The sequence below is a fragment of the Embleya sp. NPDC127516 genome (assembly GCF_044765325.1).
Taxonomy (GTDB): domain Bacteria; phylum Actinomycetota; class Actinomycetes; order Streptomycetales; family Streptomycetaceae; genus Embleya.
Genome location: NZ_JBIWJT010000016.1, coordinates 40,173 through 60,498 on the forward strand (window position 1 = coordinate 40,173; position 20,326 = coordinate 60,498).

The 20,326-nt window shown below is 71.4% G+C and carries 18 protein-coding genes and 3 tRNA genes; 11 read left to right on the forward strand and 10 right to left on the reverse strand.

The annotated features are described in order from the left end of the window. Positions 1-92 precede the first annotated feature (92 nt). From ACIRL2_RS28890 to purM, 3 genes are all read left to right on the forward strand, one after another. Positions 93-881 (forward strand): sterol carrier family protein, encoded by a 789-nt coding sequence (locus tag ACIRL2_RS28890; protein WP_395864622.1) that lies wholly within the window; start codon positions 93-95, stop codon positions 879-881. Between the two features lie 37 nt (positions 882-918). Next, entirely contained in the window at positions 919-2,475 is a 1,557-nt protein-coding gene (gene purF, locus ACIRL2_RS28895; protein ID WP_395864620.1) for an amidophosphoribosyltransferase, read from the forward strand. A 112-nt stretch (positions 2,476-2,587) separates the two neighbouring features. After that, positions 2,588-3,661: a phosphoribosylformylglycinamidine cyclo-ligase gene (gene purM / locus ACIRL2_RS28900; RefSeq protein ID WP_402235772.1), complete on the forward strand. Its 1,074-nt coding sequence runs from the start codon at positions 2,588-2,590 to the stop codon at positions 3,659-3,661. 195 nt (positions 3,662-3,856) lie between these two features. On the opposite strand, the gene ACIRL2_RS28905 is transcribed toward purM, so the two are convergent. Then, the gene (locus ACIRL2_RS28905) at positions 3,857-4,108 is read right to left on the reverse strand and encodes a DUF3073 domain-containing protein (RefSeq protein ID WP_020555620.1); all 252 of its coding nucleotides are present in this window, start codon (positions 4,106-4,108) and stop codon (positions 3,857-3,859) included. Positions 4,109-4,347: 239 nt separating this feature from the next. Continuing rightward, positions 4,348-5,448 carry a Glu/Leu/Phe/Val dehydrogenase gene (locus tag ACIRL2_RS28910; RefSeq protein WP_395864731.1) on the reverse strand — a complete coding sequence of 367 codons (1,101 nt, stop codon included), beginning with the start codon at positions 5,446-5,448 and terminating at the stop codon, positions 4,348-4,350. A 147-nt stretch (positions 5,449-5,595) separates the two neighbouring features. On the opposite strand from ACIRL2_RS28910, the gene ACIRL2_RS28915 reads away from it, so the two are divergent. After that, positions 5,596-6,477 carry a hypothetical protein gene (locus ACIRL2_RS28915; protein ID WP_402235775.1) on the forward strand — a complete coding sequence of 294 codons (882 nt, stop codon included), beginning with the start codon at positions 5,596-5,598 and terminating at the stop codon, positions 6,475-6,477. A gap of 534 nt (positions 6,478-7,011) precedes the next feature. Then, the gene (gene bldC, locus ACIRL2_RS28920) at positions 7,012-7,218 is read left to right on the forward strand and encodes a developmental transcriptional regulator BldC (protein WP_020555617.1); all 207 of its coding nucleotides are present in this window, start codon (positions 7,012-7,014) and stop codon (positions 7,216-7,218) included. 795 nt (positions 7,219-8,013) lie between these two features. On the opposite strand, the gene ACIRL2_RS28925 is transcribed toward bldC, so the two are convergent. From ACIRL2_RS28925 to ACIRL2_RS28950, 6 genes are all read right to left on the reverse strand, one after another. Beyond that, positions 8,014-9,225, reverse strand: coding sequence for a glutathionylspermidine synthase family protein (locus ACIRL2_RS28925; protein WP_395864614.1), 1,212 nt, complete (start codon positions 9,223-9,225; stop codon positions 8,014-8,016). Positions 9,226-9,256: 31 nt separating this feature from the next. Further along, entirely contained in the window at positions 9,257-9,655 is a 399-nt protein-coding gene (locus ACIRL2_RS28930; RefSeq protein ID WP_395864612.1) for a hypothetical protein, read from the reverse strand. A 321-nt stretch (positions 9,656-9,976) separates the two neighbouring features. Next, positions 9,977-10,705, reverse strand: a complete 729-nt coding sequence (locus ACIRL2_RS28935) for a VIT family protein (protein WP_395864610.1) — start codon at positions 10,703-10,705, stop codon at positions 9,977-9,979. A 219-nt stretch (positions 10,706-10,924) separates the two neighbouring features. Continuing rightward, positions 10,925-10,998: transfer RNA gene (locus ACIRL2_RS28940), tRNA-Phe, on the reverse strand. A gap of 45 nt (positions 10,999-11,043) precedes the next feature. After that, a tRNA-Asp gene (locus ACIRL2_RS28945) sits at positions 11,044-11,118 on the reverse strand. A gap of 106 nt (positions 11,119-11,224) precedes the next feature. After that, positions 11,225-11,297, reverse strand: a tRNA-Glu gene (locus ACIRL2_RS28950). Between the two features lie 149 nt (positions 11,298-11,446). On the opposite strand from ACIRL2_RS28950, the gene ACIRL2_RS28955 reads away from it, so the two are divergent. The 4 genes from ACIRL2_RS28955 (at position 11,447) to ACIRL2_RS28970 (ending at position 16,519) form a co-directional block, all read left to right on the forward strand. Beyond that, positions 11,447-11,806 (forward strand): metallopeptidase family protein, encoded by a 360-nt coding sequence (locus ACIRL2_RS28955; protein WP_395864608.1) that lies wholly within the window; start codon positions 11,447-11,449, stop codon positions 11,804-11,806. Positions 11,807-11,937: 131 nt separating this feature from the next. Further along, positions 11,938-13,347, forward strand: coding sequence for a hypothetical protein (locus ACIRL2_RS28960; RefSeq protein ID WP_395864606.1), 1,410 nt, complete (start codon positions 11,938-11,940; stop codon positions 13,345-13,347). A gap of 208 nt (positions 13,348-13,555) precedes the next feature. Then, positions 13,556-15,871, forward strand: a complete 2,316-nt coding sequence (locus ACIRL2_RS28965; protein ID WP_402235780.1) for a DEAD/DEAH box helicase — start codon at positions 13,556-13,558, stop codon at positions 15,869-15,871. Positions 15,872-15,970: 99 nt separating this feature from the next. Further along, entirely contained in the window at positions 15,971-16,519 is a 549-nt protein-coding gene (locus ACIRL2_RS28970) for a winged helix-turn-helix transcriptional regulator (RefSeq protein ID WP_402235783.1), read from the forward strand. A gap of 103 nt (positions 16,520-16,622) precedes the next feature. Here ACIRL2_RS28970 and ACIRL2_RS28975 read toward each other — a convergent pair whose 3' ends face one another. Both ACIRL2_RS28975 and ACIRL2_RS28980 read right to left on the reverse strand, forming a co-directional pair. Further along, positions 16,623-17,849 carry a DUF2786 domain-containing protein gene (locus ACIRL2_RS28975; protein ID WP_402235785.1) on the reverse strand — a complete coding sequence of 409 codons (1,227 nt, stop codon included), beginning with the start codon at positions 17,847-17,849 and terminating at the stop codon, positions 16,623-16,625. A 66-nt stretch (positions 17,850-17,915) separates the two neighbouring features. Then, a complete protein-coding gene (locus ACIRL2_RS28980) occupies positions 17,916-18,728 on the reverse strand; it encodes a DUF6597 domain-containing transcriptional factor (protein ID WP_402235788.1) in 813 nt (270 codons plus the stop codon). Between the two features lie 93 nt (positions 18,729-18,821). Between ACIRL2_RS28980 and ACIRL2_RS28985 the strand changes: the two genes are divergently transcribed. Beyond that, positions 18,822-19,400 (forward strand): TIGR03086 family metal-binding protein, encoded by a 579-nt coding sequence (locus tag ACIRL2_RS28985; protein WP_395864596.1) that lies wholly within the window; start codon positions 18,822-18,824, stop codon positions 19,398-19,400. Positions 19,401-19,510: 110 nt separating this feature from the next. Beyond that, complete coding sequence (locus tag ACIRL2_RS28990; protein WP_395864594.1) at positions 19,511-20,296, forward strand: hypothetical protein; 786 nt, start codon at positions 19,511-19,513, stop codon at positions 20,294-20,296. Positions 20,297-20,326 lie beyond the last annotated feature (30 nt).

Here is a 20,326-nt window from a genome sequence, read left to right on the forward strand (position 1 = left end):
CGACGCGGGCGCCCGGCCGGGCGCCCGCGCGGCGAATCGGTGCAGAAACGAATCGCCTACTCGTCCCCGATCGAGCCCTCTAATCTGCACCCATGACGAGCCGCCCCGCCGCCCCGCGCCCCCGCAAGGTCGACCCGGTCAAGGTGCGCGCCGCGCTGATCGCGCAGTGGCACGCGATGGTGGAGGTGACGTCCCGGCTGACCCCGGCCCAACTCGCGGCTCCCTCCGGGCTGACCGGCTGGTCCACCGCCAACCTGGTCGGCCACTTGGCCGCGAGCGTGCAGGCGGTGCCGCGTTGGCTCGCCGAGCCGATCCCCGGCGGCCCCCCGATCACCGTCGAGCAGTGGGCGAACGGCACCTCCGCGTACGCCGCGGTGGTCTCCGCCATCGCCGACGACATGGCCGAGGCCGGCCACACCCCCGCCGACTTCGTGGACGACGCGATCGCCGCCCTCGACGGCGTCCCGGACACCCGGATCACCATCACCCGGATCGGCCCGATGCGGGTCGCCGACATGCTGGTGACCCGTCTGGTGGAGGGCGTCGTGCACTGCGACGACCTCGAACGCGCGATCGGCGAGCCGTTCCCGCACGACCGGCACGCGCTGGGCACCGTGGTCCGCGCGCTGGCCGACGCGCTGGCGACCAGGGCCCCCGGACACTCGGTCGAGGTCCGCGTCCCGCCGTTCGCCGTAGTGCAGTGCGTCACAGGCCCCCGGCACACTCGGGGCGTTCCGCCCAACGTGGTCGAGACCGACCCCAGGACCTGGCTCCGCCTCGCCACCGGCCGCCTGACCTGGGCGGACGCGGTCGAGGACGGTCGGGTTCTGGCCAGTGGAGAACGCAGCGACTTGTCCGGATACCTGCCACTGATGGGGTGAACCGCGACCGATCCGGCCCTGTCGTAGACTCGATCACGTGCCACGTGGCGATGGACGACTCAACCACGATCTCTTCCCCGGCGAGAAGGGCCCGCAGGATGCCTGCGGCGTCTTCGGCGTTTGGGCCCCCGGCGAAGAGGTCGCAAAACTCACCTACTTCGGTCTCTACGCATTGCAGCACCGCGGAACGGAATCCGCCGGCATAGCTGTGAGCAACGGATCCCAGATCCTGGTCTTCAAGGACATGGGCCTGGTTTCCCAGGTCTTCGACGAAACCACTCTGGGTTCGCTCCGCGGGCACATGGCCGTCGGCCATGCCCGCTACTCGACCACCGGTTCGTCGGTCTGGGAGAACGCCCAGCCGACCTTCCGGGCCACCGCGACCGGCAGCATCGCGCTCGGCCACAACGGAAACCTCACCAACACGGGTGAGCTGTCCCGTCTGGTCGCCGAGCAAGGCCCCGATCGCGGCGAGCTCAACTATCCCTACCAGGGCCGGATCGAGGCCAGCAGCGACACCGATCTGCTGACCTCGCTCCTGGCCGGCAGCCCGGACCTGTCCCTGGAACAGACCGCGATGCAGGTGCTGCCCAAGGTCAAGGGCGCCTTCTCGCTGGTCTTCATGGACGAGACCACGCTCTACGCCGCGCGCGATCCCCAGGGCATCCGGCCCCTCGTGCTCGGTCGGTTGGAGCGCGGCTGGGTGGTCGCGAGCGAGACCGCCGCACTCGACATCGTCGGTGCCTCGTTCATTCGCGAGATCGAACCGGGCGAGCTGATCGCCGTCGACGAGCACGGCCTGCGCACCCGACGGTTCGCCGAGGCCAAGCCCAAGGGCTGCGTCTTCGAGTACGTCTACCTGGCCCGCCCCGACACCACGATCGCCGGCCGAGGCGTCTACGCGTCCCGGGTGGAGATGGGCCGACGGCTCGCCCAGGAGTTCCCAGTCGACGCCGACCTGGTCATGCCGACCCCCGAATCCGGCACCCCCGCCGCGATCGGCTACGCCGAGCAGTCGGGCATCCCGTACGGCAACGGCCTGGTCAAGAACTCCTACGTGGGTCGCACCTTCATCCAGCCCAGCCAGACCATCCGGCAACTGGGCATCCGGCTCAAGCTCAACCCGCTGCGCGAGGTCATCCAGGGCAAGCGGCTGGTCGTCGTCGACGACTCGATCGTGCGCGGCAACACGCAGCGCGCGCTGGTGCGGATGTTGCGCGAGGCCGGCGCGGCCGAGGTACACGTGCGGATCTCCTCGCCGCCGGTGAAGTGGCCGTGCTTCTTCGGCATCGACTTCGCCACCCGGGCCGAGTTGATCGCCAACGGTCTCTCGGTGGACGAGATCGCCAAGTCCCTCGGGGCCGACTCGCTCGCCTACATCTCGATCGACGCGATGGTCGAGGCGACCACCATCCCCAAGGACCGGCTCTGCCGGGCCTGCTTCGACGGGGAGTACCCGATCGAGCTGCCCGACCCCGAGCGGCTGGGCAAGCACCTCCTCGAAGGCATCGAGCAGACCGTCCGCACCGACGTGGACGGCGTGCAGGCCCTCCTCGGCGGCGGCGGGGCCGAGGACGCGCTCCGCCGTCCCTGATCAGCCGAGTCCCCGAGTTCTCTCCTTCGGATCGTCGCGTCGCGTCCCCACCCGGGGCCGCGACGGGGCGCCCCGAGAAGATCCACCGACCCGACCCGAAAGGGCCGCCGCCGTGAGCGACCAGTCCACCCCCACCCCCCGTACCGCGACCTATGCCGCGGCCGGCGTCGACATCGAGGCCGGTGACCGCGCCGTCGAGCTGATGAAGCAATGGGTCGGCAAGGCCACCCGGCCCGAGGTCGTCGGCGGCCTGGGCGGCTTCGCGGGCCTGTTCGACGTGTCCGCGTTCAAGCGGTACGAACGCCCCCTGCTGGCCAGCGCGACCGACGGGGTGGGAACCAAGGTCGCCATCGCGCAGGCGATGGACAAGCACGACACGATCGGCCACGACCTGGTCGGCATGGTCGTCGACGACCTGGTCGTGTGCGGTGCCGAGCCGCTGTTCATGACCGACTACATCGCCACCGGCAAGGTCGTCCCCGAACGCATCGCGGCGATCGTCAAGGGCATTGCCGAGGGCTGCGTGCTGGCCGGCTGCGCGCTGGTCGGCGGCGAGACGGCCGAACACCCCGGCCTGCTCGACCCGAACGAGTACGACGTCGCGGGCGCCGGCACCGGCGTCGTGGAGGCCGACGGCCTGCTCGGCGCGGAGCGGGTGCGCGAGGGCGACGTGGTGATCGCGATGGCCGCCTCCGGCCTGCACTCCAACGGCTACTCGCTGGCCCGGCACGTGTTCTTCACCATCGCCGGCTGGAAGCTCGACCGCGACGTGCCGGAACTGGGCCGCACCCTCGGCGCGGAACTCCTGGAGCCGACCCGGATCTACTCGCTGGACTGCCTCGACCTGGCCCGACGCACCGACGTGCACGCGTTCTCGCACGTCACCGGCGGCGGCCTGGAGGCCAACCTGGCGCGCGTGCTCCCGGCCCACCTGGATGCCCGCCTGGACCGTTCGACCTGGACCCCGGCACCGATCTTCGGCCTGGTCGGCTCGCTCGGCGACGTGGCCCGCGCCGAACTGGAGAAGACGCTGAACATGGGCGTGGGCATGGTCGCGGTGGTCGCCGCGGACGCGGCCGACGCGGCCCTGGCGGTGCTCGCCGAGCGCGGCGTGCCGGCCTGGGTCCTGGGCGACATCGTCACCGGCTCCGGCCGGGCCGTACTGAGCGGCGATCACCGGGCATGACGAAAGCACCCGCGGCGGTCGCCGTCGTCCCGGATCGGGACGGCGGTACCTCCGTGGGCGCGTTCGCGAACACGCCAAACGGCCCGGGGTCGAGTAGTCGTCCTACTCGGTCCCGGACCGGGCGGTGTCACAGCGCACGGGCGCCCCGGCTGAATTGGGCGTTGTCTCCCGTGCTCGAAGAAGAGGAGCGGGGCGTCAACGATGGCGCGATCGGCCGTCGTCTTCCTCGTCCTCGTCATCGTTGTAACGAGCCGAATACCCCGCGTAGGGGTCGTCGAACTCGTCTTCACTCGTGTCGTCGTCAACCTCTGGCTTGCCGATCGGCAAGTCGGTTGGCGACGACGCGCCCAGCTCTTCAGCCAGACGGCTCAGATCCGTACCGCCGCTGTTGTACTTCAGCTGGCGGGCGACCTTTGTCTGCTTGGCCTTGGCCCGGCCGCGCCCCATGGCTCGACCCCCTCAACGACGGGGCTCACGGCCCCGGGTCTTGACACGCGTTCATAGTCAGGGACGGTTCGATGACGCTTGAGAACCGGCCCGTAGGGGATTAACGGTACCTGCTTCCGCCGCCGGACGGTACGTCGCATGGGTGACAGCGGGGCTCGGACCCCGACCGGGCTCTGTCGTTCCGGCTGGTCAGGGGCCTGATCTGGGGTCCTTTGCCGGGTCTGACGATACCGTGTCGGTCAGGTTTGGAGGTAGATGTCACGCAGGCGGCCCACATCCGCCATGCGCCGCTCGGCCAATCTGTCCGCCGCGACGACCGGTGGCACGCCCTCCTCCTCGGCCGACGCGAAGATCTTCGCGGTGATCGCGCGGATGCCGCCGGCCTTGCGCTTGGCCCGCTCGAAGTCGAATCCGTGCCGCTCGTCGGCCACCTGGATCACCCCGCCGGAGTTCACCACGTAGTCCGGCGCGTAGAGCACGCCGCGCTCGGCGAGCGCCTTCTCGATGCCCGGATGCGCCAGTTGGTTGTTGGCCGCGCCGCACACCACGGCCGCGGTCAGCACCGGGACGGTGACGTCGTCGAGTGCGCCGCCGAGCGCGCAGGGCGCGTACACGTCCAGGTCCGGGAGGCGGATCAGGGTGTCGGTGTCGGCGACGAAGTCCACTTCGGGGTGCTCGTGCCGCACCCGCGCCACGGCGCGCTCGTCGACGTCGGTTATCACCACCGAGGCGCCGTCCGCGAGCAGATGCCCGACCAGGTGCCGGCCGACCTTCCCGACGCCCGCCACGCCCACCCGGCGACCGCGCAGCGTCGGACTGCCCCAGCGGTGCTCGGCGGACGCCAGCATGCCCTGGAAGACCCCGTACGCGGTCAGCACGGACGAGTCGCCCGCGCCGCCGTTCTCTGGGGAGCGGCCGGTGACGTAGGCGCACTCCTTGGCGACCACGTCCATGTCGTCGACGTAGGTGCCCACGTCGCACGCGGTGATGTAGCGACCACCCAGGGACTGGACGAAGCGGCCGTAGGCGCGCAGCAGCACCTCGGTCTTGTCCCGGGTCGGGTCGCCGATGATCACGGCCTTGCCGCCGCCGTGGTCGAGTCCGGCGAGGGCGTTCTTGTAGGCCATGCCGCGGGAGAGGTTGAGGACGTCCGCGACGGCCTCCTCCTCGCTCTCGTAGGGGTGGAACCTGGTGCCGCCGAGGGCGGGTCCCAGGGCACTGGAGTAGATCGCGATGATCGCGCGCAGGCCGCTCGCGCGGTCCTGGCAGAAGACGACCTGTTCGTGGCCGGTCGACCTGCCGAACACCAGGCCCGACGTCGTGCCGTCGGGGCCTTCCATCCTGTCGGTCACTGTGGTGACTCCATGGGATCGTGGTGACGTTGGTGCCGCGCGGATCTGCGCGGCGGTTCAAGCCTAGAACCCGTGCGGATCACCGGGTTGGACCTTCTCCACGTCGGGGCCCGCCCGACGTGCCAAGATTCCCTCGTGCGGACTTCGGTGGTTGCCCCCTACGCGGCGTACCTGCGGGTGTACGAGCCGCTTGCCGCGTTTCCCGAACCGGAACGCGAGCGGTGGGCCGCGTACGCCGCCACACAGCCCGCAGGCCCCCCCGCGTCGCCCGAGGCGCCCTCGCCCGCCGGACTGACCGCGCAGGAGCACCGGAGCGGCCTGGAGAACCTCCTGGCCACCCCTCCGGTGATCGCGCCACCGCACGAGAGCGAGGACGCCTACGTGCACGTCCTGGACGGCGTCACGGTGATCTGCCCGCGGCAGACCCGGCTGCGCTGCTGGACGGCGCTGGCCGAGTTGCGTCGGGAGTATCCGGCGGCGGTATTGGACGTGTTCTGGCCGCGGTTGGTGATCGACCAGGCCCACGTCGAGCACGAGCGCTGGAAGTCCGCGCATCCCGACGTGCAGCCGCACATCCACAGCAGCACGTGGCACGTCCCGGTGCGCTGGTTCGTGCTGTTCGCGCCGGACGAGCGGGTCCTGGTGCCCGCGGCCGAGGGCGCGGCGGCGGGACCGGGCGAGCTCTACTACCGCACGCCGATGGTGCAGGCCCGGCGGCGGGTGGCCAGGGCGCTGAAGGTGCTCCGCGAGACGGTCGGGGACGGCGCGCTGATCACCGGGCTGGAGAGCGTGGGCCGCTGGCTGGAGGAGTTCCATCCGCGCGCGCTGGTCGAGCTGGACTACGGCGGTCTGGTGCGGCTGATCGGGTCGGGCGATCCGGCCGCCGAGAACTCGGTCGCGGACGTCGCGGAGGGCATCGCCGCACTGGGCTCCGGTGACGGAGCGCGAGCATCGGCCGCCTACCGCAGGATTACGGAGCGTTGGCAATCGGTACGTGCCCTGGAGCACGCGAGCTGAGCAAGCGTCCGCATTTCATGAAGTTTCGGCGTGACCGTCGTCACTCTTTCGTGTTCAGTCACCCCGTGATCTGAAAGCCTCTCAACCTGCTGGTTCGAGTTGTGGGACTCCCAGTCCTCCAGGTTGACGGAGATCGACTCACAACAGGGTGCATACGCCAGCGAATGGTTCGTATATGATGAAAAGGACAAACCAGATGTAGTCGGTCTGGCCGGGTCGAGTCATCGGGGATACTTCGTTGCTGGTGGGACGGGGTGGACACGAGGGGTCGTTCGGGCTCGAGTGACTCATCGTCACAGTCATGTGACTGTCCGCTATGCCTGGTCCTTCGGGATCGCGTGGCTTGAACCCTGGGATGCCAATTCCGGCGGTTTGACCAACCGGGTGCGGCGGATGGTGTACTTGTACTGTGAAGGACAAGCCGTTCGTCCTATAACCGACTTGGCCCTCGTGAACTATTTAGGACATCGTGGGTCAAGGTGCAGAATTTGAAGAAAGAACCGTGTTGGTTCGGTTCTCCCGAGGAGGCCGCTCATGACCGCTCGTACGCCTGATGCCGAGCCGCTGCTGACGCCGGCCGAGGTTGCCAGCATGTTCCGCGTCGACCCCAAGACGGTGACGCGCTGGGCCAAGGCCGGCAAGCTCACGTCGATCCGCACGCTCGGCGGACACCGTCGCTACCGCGAGGTGGAGGTCCGCGCCCTGCTCGCGGGCATTCCGCAGCAGCGCAGCGAAGCCTGAGGGCTGCGTCGAAAAGCTTTTCCCCTGAGTGCTGCACCGGATCCCGCCGGGTCCGGTGCAGCACTCTTTTTGTGCGCCCGGAAGTGCCCCGCGCGTGCCTGTGAGTCCCACTCCGCGTCTGCACGGTCGCAGGAGGTGGGAGCGGGGGGAGCGGCTGGGACGCCGGTTCGGCGTCGCTCCGGGGCGGGTGCCGGGGCCGCGGCGCGGTCGGATCCGGGTCGGTCGGGGGCTGCGGAGGGCCTCGCTCGGCCGCTTCCATCCGGGATTCCCGACGGCGGCCAGTAAAATATCACATAGAATGCGCGGTCGATTTCCGGCCGCCGACGAAAACCATCGCCCTTTAAAACAGTGACCTTGGTCACATGCCGGCTCCGTGTGTGCTTCGACGGGCCGCTCACGGCAGTGGTTCGAACCTCTCCGTCGGGGAGCCGGTCGAAGGGCGGTCGGCCGGGTCCGCCGGCCGGTGCGCCCGCGACCCGGTCGGCCGGGGTTCCGCGGACGTCACGGGGCCGGTGAGCGACGCCGGGGGCACCGGGCCGCGTCGGGTGGGTCGATGGGCGGTCGCCGCGCCGGGCCCGGCGGATGCGCGGGCCGGGCCCGCGGGCGTCGCGGGGACCCGAACCGCGCGGGGTCGGGGGATTCAACGGACCCGGCCCAACGATCGCCGATCGACCACGCTGAGTGATGATCCGGGCCGATCCACCGCGATCGGGATCCCGCCGAATCGCCGGCCTTCGTGACTGTGTGCGAGCAAGGTGACCGGGTTCGGGGGACGCGTGCGCGCGCTGTGTCCGGTCAGTCCTCGTCGAGCCAGGCGAGCCGGGTGTCCTCGTCCGGCGCCGGGCCGTCGATCACGTGCGGCAGGAAGCGGGCGTACCCGTCGGTGACCGGACCACTGGACTCGCGGATGCCGACGCCGGCGGACTTCCCGTCCACCACCCACGCGCCGAGTACGGGCTTGTTGCCGTCGAAGTCGGGCAGCGGCACGTACTCCTGGAAGCACCAGCCCTCGTCGCCGTACGCCTCGGCGGGCTGCACGTGTTCGCCGTCGGGCGTGACGATCCGGATCGCGTCGCCCTCGCGTCCGTGCAGCGGCTTGGCCACATAGGACTCCATGCCGCGCGGTGAGTCCAGGAAGGCGGGCAGCAGGTTCGGGTGGCCGGGATACAGCTCCCACATCACCGCGAGCAGTGCCTTGTTGGACAGGATCGCCTTCCACGCCGGTTCGATGAACAGGCACGACCGGGGGTGGGTGATCAGGTGCTTCCCGAACGGCTCGGCGAGCATGTCCTCCCACGGATAGAGCATGAACATCGTGTCGATGCCCCGCTCCTCCAGGTCTACGAAGCGCAGCCGCTCGCTGTCCCAGCCGATCTCGGCGACCTCCAGACCGATCGTGGTCAGCCCGGCCTCGGTCGCGGTGTCCCGGAGGTAGGCGGTGTGCAGCCACTCCTCCTCGTCCTCGGTGCCCTCCACGTGCGCGAAGTGCATCGTCTCCGAGCGCAGATAGGGCTTGATCCGGCCCCACGCGCGCACGAGTCGCTCGTGCAGGCTGTTCCACTGGTCGCGCTCGGGGAAGCAGTCGCGCAACCAGTACCACTGGACCAGGGAGGCCTCGATCAGCGCGGTGGGGGTGTCCGCGTTGTACTCGAGCAGCTTGGCCGCACGCCCGTCGCCGCCCCACGCGAGATCGAACCGCCCGTAGACGCTCGGGTGTTCCTCCTCCAGGGTGATCCGCAGGTAGTCGCGGGCCTCGTCGGGCAGGCCGAACGCGGTCAGGTCACCGCGCTCGATCACGTGTCGGGCGGCGGCCACGGACATCTCGTGCAGTTCCTCGGTGACGTCCTCGAGCCGGTCGACCTCGTCGAGGGTCAGCTCGTAGTACGCCTCCTCGTGCCAGTACGGCACCTCCGTGCCGTCGTCGTCCTCCCAGGCCGCGTAGAGCAGTCCCTGCGACTCGACGAGTGGCTTCCAGCCCGGTCGAGGCGTGCTGGGTATACGACGCATGGCTCAGGCCCTCCCCGGATGTGACACCGCGTCAGCTTGAACTCTTCGACGGGCACGAGCCGAAGCCGCCGCGTTCGATCTTGCCCTTGCGCGGGCGATCGAAGGATCCCTGCCCGGAGACGAGTGTCATACCCCTGGTCGGACTGAGCGTCTGCCCGCACGAATGCGGCACGTAGTACCAGGACAGACTCGGGTCGGTGCGGCCCAGGCAGCGGAAGTCGTCGACGCGCACGTTGTGCGTCCGGTCCGCGCAGACCTCGGCGTAACCGCTCTTCGCCGAGCTCTTGCCGCCGCCGCTCCCGCACGCGGTGAGTGCGCCGGCGAGGGTCAGCGTCAGGGTCGCCGCGACCGCGGTCGACTTCACGCCGCCCTTGCGTTGCGGACGCGAGCCTGACGACACGAGCCTGGTGGCGCGAGATGGGGTGGCCACGGGTCCTCCGCTCGAAGGGCTGCCGGTGACGGTCCGGTGTGGACCGACTCCGAGGACGGTACCGAGACCTGCGGGCCAACGGTGGCCCCGGGAGGGGGAAACCGGGAAGTCCTCGACGTGCCCGGGGTGATTTGTCGATCGGTGTCGGTGATGTCCGACCCCCGCGATGTCCGTGCGTTCGACGCGGCGGGACGCGGGTGCGGACCGCTCGTCACGGCGGAGTGCACGGGCGGGCGCTGCCAGTGCGGGGGTGTGTACGCAGTGTCACGGCTCGAGAGAAGGCGCGGGCCGGGCGCCCGGCGATCCCGGCGACGGGCCGGGTCAGATCCCGCTCGCGCCGAGCAGGCTGCCCACCGCGTAGGTGACCGCCATCGCCAGTGCCCCGCCCGCGGTGATGCGCACGATCGCGCGGGTCGGCGGCGCGCCGCCCAGCCGGGCGCCGCTCCACCCGCACAACACCAGGGCGACCAGGACGGCGGCCACCGTGATCGGCAGTCGGGCCGAGGCGGGCGGCAGCACGATCGCCAGCAGCGGTAGCAGTGCGCCGACGGTGAAGGCCAGGAAGCTGGCCCCGGCCGCATGCCACGGGTTGGTCAGTTCGTCCGGGTCGATCTTGAGCTCGACCTGGGCGTGCGCGGCGAGCGCGTCGTGTGCGGTGAGCTGTTCGGCCACCTCGCGCGCGAGTCGCCGGGTGAGTCCCTGCTGTTCGTACAGCCCGGTCAACTCGTCGAGTTCGGCCTCGGGTTCGTCGGTCAGCTCGCGGCGCTCCTGGACCAGCGCGGCCCGCTCCGCGTCGCGCTGGGTGCTCACCGAGACGTATTCGCCGGCGGCCATCGACATCGACCCGGCGAGCAGTCCGGCCAGCCCCGCGGTGAGCAACTGCGCGCGCTCGTCGGTGGCTCCGGCGACCCCGACCACCAGGCCCGCCGTGGACACGATCCCGTCGTTGGCGCCCAGCACCGCCGCCCGCAGCCAGTTCAGCCGCGTCCCCATCGCCTCGTCGTGCGGGGGATGGGTGGGCATCCGATCGGGATCGTCCGCGGCGCTCATGGACGAAGTATCACGACGAAGTCCCATGCGGGCGGCGTGGACACGAGCTCGGGCCCCGGGCGGAACCCGAGCGGGTCAGTCCTGCCGGGCCGGTTCGTCGCGGCCGACCTTCGCGTCCCGGTCGTCGTGGTGGCCGGGCGGGGATCCGGCCGGCGATCCGCACACGCAAGAACGCCCCGGACGGGATTCCGTCTGGGGCGTCGGTGTATCCGGCTGCGGTGGCCAGGGGCGGGGTCGAACCGCCGACCTTCCGATTTTCAGTCGGACGCTCGTACCAACTGAGCTACCTGGCCTCGATGGATCAGGGCGCCTTTCGGCGCCCCGATCTTTCCATCTTGCGGTCCTGACGGGATTTGAACCCGCGGCCTTCACCTTGACAGGGTGACGAGCACTCCAAACTGCTCCACAGGACCTCTACGATCTCCACCCGGCTTCCCGGGTTTCCCTCGCGGTGTTTCGTGTTGAACCCTACCGTACTGGCTGTCCGGCTTGTTGCGGCCCCCGAGGGGGTTTGTTGCGTGCCCCCAACGGGATTCGAACCCGTGCTACCGCCTTGAAAGGGCGACGTCCTAGGCCACTAGACGATGGGGGCTTGTTGGCCGTGTCCGGCGTCTTGTTGCCGTCGGGGACGTCCCGAACTATACGGGGTTTTCGGCGGCGCTTGCAAAACAGATAGCCGGGGGCCCGCGCGGGCCCGCGTACGCACCCCCGGAGTGGGCGCGGAGGCCGCAGAATGGGGGCGTGCTGGAGATGTCGCGCGAGGAGTTCGAGGAACTGGTGGCCGAGGCCCTGGACCGGATCCCGCCTGAGCTGACCAAGCTCATGGACAACGTGGCGATCTTCGTCGAGGACGAACCGGCCCCCGACGGCGAGCACGGGACCAACCTGCTCGGCCTCTACGAGGGCATCCCACTCACCGAGCGTGGGGATTGGTACGCGGGTGTGCTGCCCGACCGGATCACCATCTACCGCAACCCCATCCTGCGGATCTGCGAGACGTACGAACACGTCGTCGAGGAGGTGGAGGTGACCGTCGTGCACGAGGTCGCGCACCACTTCGGGATCGGCGACGAGTGGCTGCACGAGCACGGGTACGGCTGAGCGCTCGTCGGCGAGCCGGGACAGGCCGGATCGCGTGCGCTCCCGTCGTGCGCTCACGCGCCGCGGCCGAACGGGTGACGGGCGATGCTCCGAAATTGGAGCGGGACTTTTGCCGTGCCCATGCTGAAGCGGTGACCACGCAGGGGGACATCGGGCCGGTGCCGGACTTCGTCGAGGATGAGCCGGAGTTTCCCGGAACCGGGTCGTTGACCCGTGTGGGCGAGCACGACTCGACCGTGCCGCGCGCTCGCGAGGGCGAGTGGCGGCGGTCGGCGGGCCCCGAGGCATACGAGCCGGTCGCGGGTGAGGCGTGGGGGAGCCCGGAGCCGCGGATGCGGGAGGCGGGCGGCGACGTCGAGGAGACGGATTCGAGCGGGTCCGTCGGGTCCGACCCGCGGTTCGCGCCGTCGGCCGGCCCGGTCGACCAAGTCGCGCCACCAGCGGGTGAGTTCGCCCCGTTCCGGACGACCGGCGAACTCACCTCCGAGTTGGCTCGGGTCTGCTACGGCGAACCGGTCTCGATGCTCACCCGGTGGTTCGGCGAACCGGCCGCCCCGCGGGCCGGCGCGGTGGAACACGGATCCGCGTCGCCGAACCGGCGGGCGACCGGGCGGCGCAGGTCCGCGCACCGGGCCCACCGGGCCGCCGAGACCGCGCGCACCGAGGTCGCGAAGGGCGTTTCGGACGGGCGATCGGCAAGCGTCGGCTGGGAGTTCGCCGCCGTCGTCGTGGTGCCCGCGCTCGTGCTCGCCGGGCTGCTCTACTACTTCGGCTGGGCTCGTGCCTCGGCCCGGTCCGCCTATCTCGGGTTCGACGAGAGCGTGCTGGACACGCCGGCCCGGGAGTACCTCGCGGACGGCCTGCGCGCGTTGTACCGGCCGCTGCTCGTGGCCGTCGCGGCTCTGCTCGCGGCCCGGGCGGCGCATCCACGGCTGCTGGTGTGGCTGCGCCGACACCGGCGGATCGCCGCGTGGTGCACGTGGGCGCTGCGCTGCGGGTGGTTCGCGGTGCCCGGCGCGACCTGGGTCGCGGTGCATCGGTGGCCGGCCCGCGGTGCCCAGTGGTGGTCGCTGTTGTTGCCGTGCGCGCTCGCGGCGGGGCTGTTGGTCTGCGCGTACGGGGTGCTGCTGTCGCGGCGGATCGGCGCGCATCGGCGCGATTCCGGAGCCGGGGCCCGGCCGTGGTCGCCGTCGGCGCTGCTCGTCGCCGCCGCCGTGGTGTTGTGCCTGTTCTGGGCCTCGGGGGCGTACGCGAAGGTGTCCGGGCGCGACGCGGGCAAGGCCGTCGCGCAGCAACTGCCCAGGCGGACGGGCGTGGTGCTGTACTCGGTGCAGGATCTGCGGATGCGATCGGACGACGGCGTCGCGGTCGAGGAAGAAATCGGTGCTTCCTATCGTTACCGCTACACCGGACTGCGCTTGTTGCGCCGTGCCCCGGGGACGCTGTTCCTGCTCCCCGAGCACTGGTCGTGGCAGCGTCCGAGGCTGCTCGTCGTGCACGAGGACGCACGCCTGAGGGTCGAGTACGAACGCACCCGATAGGCATGAACGAGCAGTGATCGGGTACGCTGGTGAATCGCTTTGCCCATATCCAGGCGCCGCCATGAGTCGCGGCGCCTCGTAGGCTCGTTCTGGTGCTCCGCAGAAGTGTCGCTTTCTCGTGCGACCACATTTCGGCTGCGGACCTTCGAGACGGGCCGCATCCGGAAGGTTTTGCATGCCCCCCTATGCCAATGACACTGCTACGCCCATGCCCGGCACCGAAGGTGCCGAGGTGCAGGAGGGTGTGGCGGATGCGCAGGCAGCCGAGGTGACCGAGGTCGCCGCGGAGATTACCGAGATCACTCCCGAGGTCGTCGAGAGCGACGACACCACCGACGGCGACACCGGGTTCGCGGCGCAGGACGAGGCCGCGACGGACGCCGATGCGAACACCGACGACGACACCGACACGGATGTCGACGCGAGCGTCGAGGACGACGCCGCCGACGAGGCCGGGCTCGACGAGGCGGACGACGCCTCGGACGAGGTCGAGGCCAAGCCCGAACCGACCGGCCCCAGCTTCGCCGAGTTCGGTCTGCACAAGGACGTCGTGGACGCGCTCGCGCGCCGCGGCGTGACCCACCCGTTCCCGATCCAGGCCGCGACGCTGCCGGACGCGATGGCCGGCAAGGACATCCTCGGCCGCGGCCGGACCGGTTCCGGCAAGACGCTGGGCTTCGGTCTGCCGATGCTGACCCGTCTGTCCGGTCGCAAGGCCCGCGCCCGTCGCCCCCTCGCGCTGATCCTCACGCCCACGCGTGAGCTCGCGATGCAGGTGCACGACGCGCTGGAGCCCTACGGTCGCATCCTCGACCTGCGGATGAAGACGGTCACCGGCGGCATGTCGATGCCGAAGCAGATCTTCGCGCTGGAGCGCGGCGTGGAGATCCTGGTCGCCACCCCCGGTCGGCTCCAGGATCTGGTCGACCGCGGTTCGGCCGTGTTGGACAACGTCGAGATCACCATCCTCGACGAGGCCGACCAGATGGCGGACATGGGCTTCCTGCCCGAGGTCACCGCGCTGCTCGATCTGATCCCGGCCGGTGGCCAGCGGATGTTGTTCTCCGCGACGCTGGACAAGGGCGTGGACGCGATCGTCCGCAAGTACCTGGACAACCCGGTCACCCACTCGGTGGACCCGCACGCGTCCTCGGTCACCACCATGTCGCACCACGTGCTGGTCGTGCAGCCGAAGGACAAGACGTACGTCACGGCGGCCATCGCGGCCCGCCGCGGGCGCACGATGATCTTCGTGCGGACCAAGTTCGGCGCCGACCGCGTCGCGCAGCAACTGCGTGAGGCCGGCGTGCGCGCCGAGGCCCTGCACGGCGGGATGACCCAGGGCGCGCGCACCCGCACTCTGGCCGAGTACAAGGAGGGCCGCACGCCGGTCCTGGTCGCCACCGACGTCGCCGCCCGCGGCATCCACGTCGACGGCATCGACCTGGTCCTGCACGTGGACCCGGCCGCCGACTCGAAGGACTACCTGCACCGCGCGGGTCGTACCGCGCGGGCCGGCGAGGCCGGCGCGGTGGTCACGCTCGCGCTGCCGCACCAGCGCCGCACGGTGGATCGCCTGATGGAGGACGCCGGCGTCGAGCCGACCCGCCTTCGGGTGCAGGGCTCCAACGACCCGGAGATGCGCAAGCTGACCGGCGCGCGCACGCTGTCCGAGGTCAAGGCGCAGTCCGTGGCGGACGCCGCGGTCGAGGCCGAGGCCGAGGCGGAGCGCCTCGCGGGTCGCATCATCGAGCTCAAGGCCGAGGCCGCCGAGCTGCGCCGCAAGGCCGCCGAACTTGCCGAGGCGGCCAAGAACGGCGACGCGCCGGTGCGGACCGAGCGCTACGAGCGATCGGACCGCGGCGACCGCGGTGGCGACCGGCGCGAGGGTGGCTACCGGGGCGACCGTGACCGCGGCAGCGACCGTCCGCCGTACGGCGGCGACCGTCGTGGCGGCGCGCCGCGTGGCGACCGGCCGTCCTATGGCGACCGCGCCCCGCGTGGTGGCGACCGTCCGTCCTACGGCGGTGGCGACCGGCGTGAGGGTGGCTACCGGGGCGACCGTCCGTCGGGCGACCGCGGCCCGCGTGGCGACCGTCCCGCGTACAACGACCGTCCGGCGTACAACAGCGGCGACCGCGCCCCGCGCACGGGTGACCGGCCGTCCTACGGCGACCGGGCCCCGCGTGGTGGCGACCGTCCCGCGTACGGGGACCGCGCGCCGCGTACCGGCGACCGTCCGTCCTACGGCGGCGGCGACCGGCGTGAGGGTGGCTACCGGGGCGACCGTCCCTCCTACGGGGACCGTGCGCCGCGCAGCGGTGACCGTCCCGGCTACGGCAACGACCGCGCCCCGCGCGGCGACCGTCCGACGTACAACAACGACCGGCCGGCCTACAACGACCGCCCGTCCTACGGCGGCGAGCGTTCGCACGACCGTGCCCCGCGTCGGGACGGTCACTACGACCGTCCGGCCGGTGGCCCGGCGGGCGACCGCAAGCCGCGCTGGAAGCGCGACGCCTGAGCGTCGGGTGACCGAGCTGTAACTGACGTGTAGTCAAAAACACTGAGCGGGGCGGGATCGATCGCGTATCGATCCCGTCCCGCTCAGTAATGTGGCGACATGAAGCGGACCTCGTTCGGAAGCTGGCCGTGCTCCATCGCGCGCGTCCTCGAGTTGTTCGGCGACGGGTGGACGCCGCTCGTGTTGCGTGAGGCGTCCTACGGGGTCCGGCGGTTCGAGGATCTCCAGGAGAACCTGGGGATCGGCCGCAACGTGCTGGCGCAGCGGCTGAACAGGCTGGTCGAGGAGGGCCTGCTCGACCGGGTTCCGTACGAGGAGCGGCGGCCCCGGCACGAGTACGTGCTCACCGCCAAGGGGCGCGACTTCTTCCCGGTGCTGGTGGCGATCGGGCACTGGGGCGACACCTGGCTCGCGGACGAGACCGGGCCGCCGGTGGTCTACCGGCACGGCGGCTCCGAGGGACACGTGGCGCAGGCCGCCGTGATCTGTGCGGTGTGTGGCGACCCGCTCCATCTGGAGGACGTCGAGCCGTTGGCGGGACCGGGTATGACGGCGCGTCAGGCGCATCGAGCGGTGGCCGAGGGGCGTTGCGGGGCGCCCACCTCGGCGGTGCCGGCGCAACGGGGGACCTGGTTGCCGGGGATGTAGCGGCCGGCGGGTCGCTCGGGTCGCCTGGGTCGTCCGGGCCGCCTGCCTGCTCGGCCCCGGCCGCGATGCGGGTGCGGGTCGATGCTCGGGGGGTGTGCGCCGGTTACGGGCGGGCCGGTTCGCCGCGCTCCAGCTTGTCCCGCAGGCCCAGTTCGGCCCGGTCGGCGGCGGCCTGGCCGTGTCGCCATCCGTCCGCGTCGCGGCCGCGCAGACGGTGTGTGGTCTTGGTGGGGAACATCCGCTCGGTGGTCTCCTGGACCGCGACGTCGCGCGCGGCCAGGACCGGCAGCAGGCGGTTCTCGGCGGCCCGGTCCGCGCTCGCCTCGGCCTCCTCCTTCGCGGCGGTCAGCCGCTCGCGGATCCGGTCGGCGTAGGCGATCAGGAACGACTGGCGGAAGGTCTTGGTCCGGCGCGAGCGGCCGGACTCGTGGTAGCGCGAGCCGGCCCGGTTCATCGCGGCGGTGGCCTGCACCAGGAGCGAGGTGTAGAGCAGTTCGACCGCGTCCAGGTCGGAGTCGAAGCCGACCACGGTGGAGAAGCCCAGCGTGCTCGACCAGATCGCCTGGCAGCCGTTGGCGTCGGCGACCGCGTCGAGCAGCAGTGCCTTGGCGCCCTCGTACGGGTTGTCCACGCCGATCCGGCACGCGGCGGGGGCGTGGCGCGAACCCTCCTGCGCGCCCAGCAGCGCCTCGTCGATCCGATGCCGGGTCATCAGCTCCTGCGCCTTGGCGGTGAACGCCTCCGCCTCCTCCGGGAATTCGCTCGACTCGGCCTTGGCGAGCAGAGCGCGCACCCGGCCGAGTTGGCGGGGTTCGCCGGTGGCGGGCTGCTTGCGGGCCGGCTCCTGGAAGGACGCGGCGGCGAGTGGCTCGATGGCGGGCAGCCGGGCGACGCAGCGGAGCAGTTCGAGCACGCGCGCGGCGGTGCCGAAGCGGTCCAGATGCTCCCGGGCGCCGAGTTCGGCGAGGTAGGCGTCGTCCGAGCTCCACCACGGGGTGGTCGCGTCCAGATCGCGCAGTTGGGCGGTCCACCGGCGGCCGGTGCCCGGGTGGCTGCGGGCCTGCGCGGCGACCACGTCGGCGGCGAGCGCGGCGTGCCGCTCGCCCAGCTCGCGGGTGACCGCGCGAACCACGTCGGCGGGTTGCCAGCCGCGCCGCCAGCAGCCGTCGGCGAGGCGCTCGTACAGGGCGAGCACGGCGCGCGAGATTTCCGGCCAGTCGCCGGCGGAGGCCGCGAGCAGGGACGCGCCGAGGTCGATCGTGTCCTCCAGGGCGTCGTCGGACGCGCTCAGGACGGCGTGGAATCGGGTTTCGACGAGCGTGGTGGGCACCCGTCAAGGATTGCATTGTCGGCGCGTGAACGATTCGGGCCCGGTCGGGCCGCCGCGCGCGGGTGCTCAGGTGCGGGCGTAGCGGCCCGGTGCGGTGCCCACGGTGGCGGTGAAATCGCGGGTCAGGTGGGCCTGGTCGGCATAGCCCAGATCGGCCGCGAGCGCGGCCCAGTCGATCCCGGCGCCGTGCTCGGCCCGTTCGGCGACCTCCTGGAGGCGGGCCCGGCGGAGCACCCACTTGGGGCCGACCCCGACGTACTCGGCGAACAGGCGCTGGAGGCGGCGGACCGGGACGCCGACCTCCTCGGCCAGGTCGTCGACCCGGAACAGGTTCGGGTTCGTGGTGATGCGCTCGACGATCGCGGCGACCTCGGCCACCGCGGGGTCGAGGTCGGGCGGGGCCTGGGTCGGCCCGGACAGCACGCCGCGCAGCCAGGTCTCGGCCAGGACGACCCGGTCGGCCTCGGCGGCGGTGCCGAGCACGCGCTCGCCGACCTCCGCGACGGTCGGGCCGAACAGGTCGACCGCGGGCAGCACCCGATCGGTCAGCGCCGCCACCGGACCGCCCAGGACGGACCGGAAGCCGCCCGCGCGGAACCGGATCCCGAACACGTGTCCGGCGCCGATCAGCTCGCGCTCGAACACGTCCCGCACCACGCCGTACACGGCCGGGTACGGCTGCTCGAAGACCACGTGCACGTTGGGGTGCGAGAGCACCTTCTGCTTGAAGGGCGCCCGACCGTGCAGGTCCCAGCGCACGATCCAGTGGTAGTCGACGAAGGGTGCCAGGTCGGGGGCCGGCTCGTACCGGCTCACGTCCCAGTTGCCCGGTTCGACGGCCGCGCGCAGCACCCCGCGAGCGCGATCGGGAAGTGTCATGTCTCCACCGTAGCCGGCGCCGGTGACACCGCCCGTCGAGCCCTGTCGCGTTTGTTCAAGACCGGTTTCCGCAGGTCGCATAGCGTCTGACGCATGAACATTCACCACCTCTTCGTCGAAGCCGCCGCGGAAGCCGACCGGATCGCCCACGGTGTTCCGCCCGAGCCCGCGGCCGGGCCCACGCCGTGCGGCGACTACGACACCCGGGCGCTGATCAACCACTGGGTCGTGTTCACCTCGCACGGCATGGAGCACCGGGCGCTGCGTACGACGCTGCCGGAGGAGATGACCACGCGCGATTTCGTCGCCGAGCCCGACTGGGCCGACGCGTACGCCGCGCAACTGGGTCGCGCGGTCGCGGCGTGGGCCGATCCGCAGGTGTGGGAGGGCGAGATCGACTTCGGCGGCGGCGGCACCATGCCCGCGACGGAGATCGCCGAGATGCTCCTGTTGGAGTCGGTGCTGCACGGTTGGGACGTGGCGCGGGCGACCGGCCAGGACTATCGGGCGTCGGCGGAACTGGGTGAGGCGATCGAGGGCATCGTGACCAAGTACGCGCAGATGTACCGCGAGTACGCCGGCTTCGCCGAGCCGGTGGCCGTCGGGGAGGATGCGAGCGCGTTCGAGCGTGCGCTCGGCGCGTCCGGCCGGGACCCGCGCTGGAAGGCCTGACGGCGGCCCGACCGCGGCGGCCGGTGGTCGGGATCGTCGCGCGCGGGGAATCCGGGCAGGAGCGGGACGGCTGTGCCTATGGTGGCCGCCGAACCCACTCGGAGGCATGCGTGGCAGCGATGGCGACACTCGACGGTTTCGGTTGTACGGTCCGATTCAGCCCGGGCGCGCGGGAGCGGGCCGAGTTCGTCGCCGGGCGTGTGGATCGTGCCGCCGCGTGGTTGGGCGAACGGCTGGGCTTCGCGCCGCGAATACGGTTGTCCGTGGCGAACGCGGCGGACTGGGACGGCGTGGCGACGGTGCCGCTGTACGGCACGCCGCAGGGCGCACAGGACCACCTGCGGGTGGCCGCCGACGACGGCTGGTTCGGCACCGAGTTGTTCGCCGCGATCCGGCCGCACCTGGGCGCCGGGACGGCCCGGGCGGTGCGTGCCGTGTACGGGGAGCCGCCCGCGCTGCGGCCGTACTTCGACCTGGTGGCGGTGCACGAGCTCACCCACCTCTTCCAGGACCAGGTCTGGCCCGGGTATCCGGGCATGTGGATCGCCGAATTGCACGCGAACCTGGCGATGGTCGGCTACGCGCACGAGGTGGAGCCGGAGCTGCTGCCGGCTCTGCGGGCCTTCACCTCGACCGTGGACGACCTGCCGGTCGAAATCACCCCGGTGCGCGAACTCGCGGACATGGAGCGCTCCTTCGAGCACGGCGCGATCAACTTCGCGTGGTTCCACTTCACCCTGACCCGGGCCGCGGAACGGTTGTGGGCGGCCGAGGGTGCGGAGGTGCTGCGCGCCGTGTACGAGCACATCCGCGCCGGGGGCGGGGCCGAGCACCCGGCGCTGCGGCAGGTCGCGGCGGAGTGGGACCGGCACGCTCGGGCCGACGCCGTCGGCTGAGCACGGCGGGCGGCGGTCCGGGCGGGCGGC

What these genes read in the sequence shown, in the direction of transcription:
- ACIRL2_RS28980 (WP_402235788.1), bottom strand. Translation starts at nt 18,728, where the DNA reads ATGACACTTCCCGATCGCGCTCGCGGGGTGCTGCGCGCGGCCGTCGAA.
- ACIRL2_RS28935 (WP_395864610.1), bottom strand. Translation starts at nt 10,705, where the DNA reads ATGAGCGCCGCGGACGATCCCGATCGGATGCCCACCCATCCCCCGCAC.
- bldC (WP_020555617.1), top strand. Translation starts at nt 7,012, where the DNA reads ATGACCGCTCGTACGCCTGATGCCGAGCCGCTGCTGACGCCGGCCGAG.
- ACIRL2_RS28925 (WP_395864614.1), bottom strand. Translation starts at nt 9,225, where the DNA reads ATGCGTCGTATACCCAGCACGCCTCGACCGGGCTGGAAGCCACTCGTC.
- ACIRL2_RS28965 (WP_402235780.1), top strand. Translation starts at nt 13,556, where the DNA reads ATGCCCGGCACCGAAGGTGCCGAGGTGCAGGAGGGTGTGGCGGATGCG.
- ACIRL2_RS28985 (WP_395864596.1), top strand. Translation starts at nt 18,822, where the DNA reads ATGAACATTCACCACCTCTTCGTCGAAGCCGCCGCGGAAGCCGACCGG.
- ACIRL2_RS28890 (WP_395864622.1), top strand. Translation starts at nt 93, where the DNA reads ATGACGAGCCGCCCCGCCGCCCCGCGCCCCCGCAAGGTCGACCCGGTC.
- ACIRL2_RS28905 (WP_020555620.1), bottom strand. Translation starts at nt 4,108, where the DNA reads ATGGGGCGCGGCCGGGCCAAGGCCAAGCAGACAAAGGTCGCCCGCCAG.
- ACIRL2_RS28970 (WP_402235783.1), top strand. Translation starts at nt 15,971, where the DNA reads ATGAAGCGGACCTCGTTCGGAAGCTGGCCGTGCTCCATCGCGCGCGTC.
- ACIRL2_RS28910 (WP_395864731.1), bottom strand. Translation starts at nt 5,448, where the DNA reads ATGGAAGGCCCCGACGGCACGACGTCGGGCCTGGTGTTCGGCAGGTCG.